Source organism: Bacillus sp. 05T31, assembly GCF_056396725.1.
This window is the reverse complement of record NZ_JBFTMA010000631.1, coordinates 1-2,663: the sequence shown is the minus strand read 5'-3', so window position 1 is coordinate 2,663 and position 2,663 is coordinate 1. Positions and strand designations below refer to the sequence as shown.

The 2,663-nt window shown below is 34.1% G+C and carries 4 protein-coding genes; 1 reads left to right on the top strand and 3 read right to left on the bottom strand.

Translation table 11 applies throughout. The annotated features are described in order from the left end of the window. A partial coding sequence (locus AC1DJR_RS25540; protein WP_477003812.1) for a DDE-type integrase/transposase/recombinase occupies window positions 1–323 on the top strand: 323 nt, incomplete at its 5' end. Between the two features lie 69 nt (window positions 324–392). Here the strand turns inward: AC1DJR_RS25540 and AC1DJR_RS25535 are convergent. From AC1DJR_RS25535 to AC1DJR_RS25525, 3 genes are all read right to left on the bottom strand, one after another. Next, window positions 393–890: a DM13 domain-containing protein gene (locus tag AC1DJR_RS25535; RefSeq protein ID WP_477003811.1), complete on the bottom strand. Its 498-nt coding sequence runs from the start codon at window positions 888–890 to the stop codon at window positions 393–395. A 76-nt stretch (window positions 891–966) separates the two neighbouring features. Further along, window positions 967–2,046, bottom strand: a complete 1,080-nt coding sequence (locus tag AC1DJR_RS25530) for a sensor histidine kinase (protein ID WP_477003810.1) — start codon at window positions 2,044–2,046, stop codon at window positions 967–969. Then, on the bottom strand, window positions 2,043–2,663 hold a 621-nt coding region (locus tag AC1DJR_RS25525; protein ID WP_477003809.1), incomplete at its 5' end, for a response regulator transcription factor. The genes AC1DJR_RS25530 and AC1DJR_RS25525, both read right to left, overlap by 4 nt.

Here is a 2,663-nt window from a genome sequence, read left to right as displayed (position 1 = left end):
TTTCAAGGCTTCGTGTTACTATAGTAGACAAGAATCCTCCCTATCCGATGGCGATTGCCGAATTAAAAAAAGAGAAAAAGATGTCGGTAGGCATCCAAATCAGACAGATAAAATATCTAAATAACATTGTGGAACAAGATTATCGTTTTATTAAGAAGCGTATACACTCTATGTTAGGGTTCAAATCATTTAAAACAGCAACTTCTATATTAATTGGTATTGAAGCCATGCATATGATTAAAAAAGGTCATATTCGTTTACGGCATCAGTCTATTCAAAATCAGAAAGAGTTCATTCATCAAGTATTTAATTTTATGACATAAGATATGATTCTGCTAGGAATCTATTATTATTTTGTTCTTCTTCATATATTTGCACCAGAACCTTCTTGCTTATTTTTTAAAATAAACAGCACCAAAGTTTTCATTAAATCTCTTACACCATATAGAAACYGMACCRTATGYACTTACATCTATYYCWTCAGGAATTTCRTAGTTTTGRTCKCCTTTRTTKCCCTTTAATTTTCCTAATTCAATATACTKRTRRTTTTTMACRTCYTCATTATTTTTCAAACGATYTGTAGGAACTAATACWACTCGYACATCTGGCCCRTTAGAWGTTGAAAAATYAGWAAGKCGTAAAAYACGTTTTCCATCMGCTAATTGATAGATTGTTSCTRYTCCAGTTGTTTCATGGACACCGTTYTGAAACTGACCTGAACTTATAACTTGATCTTGAACTTGTTTTGTTTTCATTGATTGCATTTCTGTCTGTGGCAACGCTTCATTCACTTGCTTATCAATAAATAATTTCTCCGGTCGGAACAAAGACCATAACATTCCCACGACAATTATAAATCCACCTATAAACCATATATATTTTCTTTTCATAAAGTAAAAGACCTCCGTTAATATACTGTGTAGTAGTATGTTAACAAGAAGGTCTTTCATTTCTCTTTCATAAATGTTACAAAAGTCTTTCGGCGTTCTTATTTTTTTCTGATGTGATGGGAAGAGTAAACCAAAATTCACTTCCCTGTTTTCTATCTGCGCGATYTCTYACACCAATTTCYCCTTTGTGCWTTTCAATCAATGATTTTGCAATRGCTARTCCAAGWCCRGAWCCTCCMGATTGTGAACTTCTTGATYGATCTGTYCTAAAAAARCGYTCAAATACGCGTARTTGRTCATTTGGAGAAATTCCYWYTCCTTCATCMCGCAAARTGAAYTGGACYTGTTGATTTTGCTTATTTTCCTCTACAATCAACTCAATTGTTCCAGAGACAGGGGAATATCGAATAGCATTATCTAACAAATTACCTATGACCCTTGCTATTTTACACGGCATAATTAATAGTCGGGGTAATCTATCAGGAACCTGCAATTGTAAATCAATCTGTTTGTCTTCTAATAAGACAGAATGTGACTCTAATACATCTAATAGAACTTTATCTATATGTGTGAAACTTGGATGAAAATCTACTTCATCAAACTCTAACTTTGAAAGTTCAAATAAGTCATTGATTAATCCACTTAATCTTTCTATTTCTTTTAAGATCGTTGCTAAGTATTGCTTTCTCATTTCAGGATCTTCAATCAGGTTATCTTGTAACGCTTCTATCATCAATTGTATGCTGGCCATAGGCGTTCGTAAGTCATGTGAAATATTCGTAATCAGCTCCTTACGTGCGTTTTCTCCTTCTTCTAACTGAGTAAACCCCTCTTCTAATTTTTTTGCCATCTGTTGAAAGGCTGTTGCTAATTCTTTAAACTCCTGTGGCTCTTTTCCAATTATATACATTGTTTCGAATTGTCTATCACTAAATTGTTTCGTTAATGCCATTAAATTTTTGATAGATCTCATGATAGGGCGTGTCATTAACCAGTAAATAAACGTTGAAATCATGAATGCCACAACCGCAATTATTGTTAATAGCCTTGTTTGTTCTGGTTCAAGTAACATTTTCGTCTCACTATACCATATAGCAAGTACCATGATACTCGTACTTAATACATTCATCAGTAATAATTGAATACGTAATCTCATGTTTCACTTCCTCCATTTGGCTCAAAACGATATCCTATMCCCCAAACCGTRTGAATCCARCGACTCTTTATCGTATGCTTCTCSAAYTTKTCACGTAAACGACTGACTAAAACAGTTACTATGTTTGTAGCCACTTCATATTCAGTATCCCAAATGAGTTCAAGAAGTTGCGAACGAGAAAAAACTTGTTTTGGATGCTTTGCCATGAGATAAAGTACCTCAAATTCTTTCGCTGTTAACTCCACTTTATTTTCACAAACCAATACACATCTCGTCTTTGGATAAATCTTTAAATCTGGACATTCTATCACTTCCGATAAGGATTCTTTTGCTTGTATCGGTACCTGGCTACCTCTTCTTAGTATAATTTGAACCCTTAATACTAATTCACGAGGGGAAAATGGCTTTGTTAMATAATCATCTGCSCCCATTGTTAAGCCTAAAATTCGATCCCTTTCCTCKCCCTTAGCMGTTAACATAATAATAGGGACATTKGATTGTTGACGAATTTCCTCGCATARTTCCCATCCATCTTTTTTCGGCATCATCAAATCTAAAATAATTAAATCTGGTTGATAAGTAAGGAATAAATTCCAACCTTCTGTACCATTTACAGC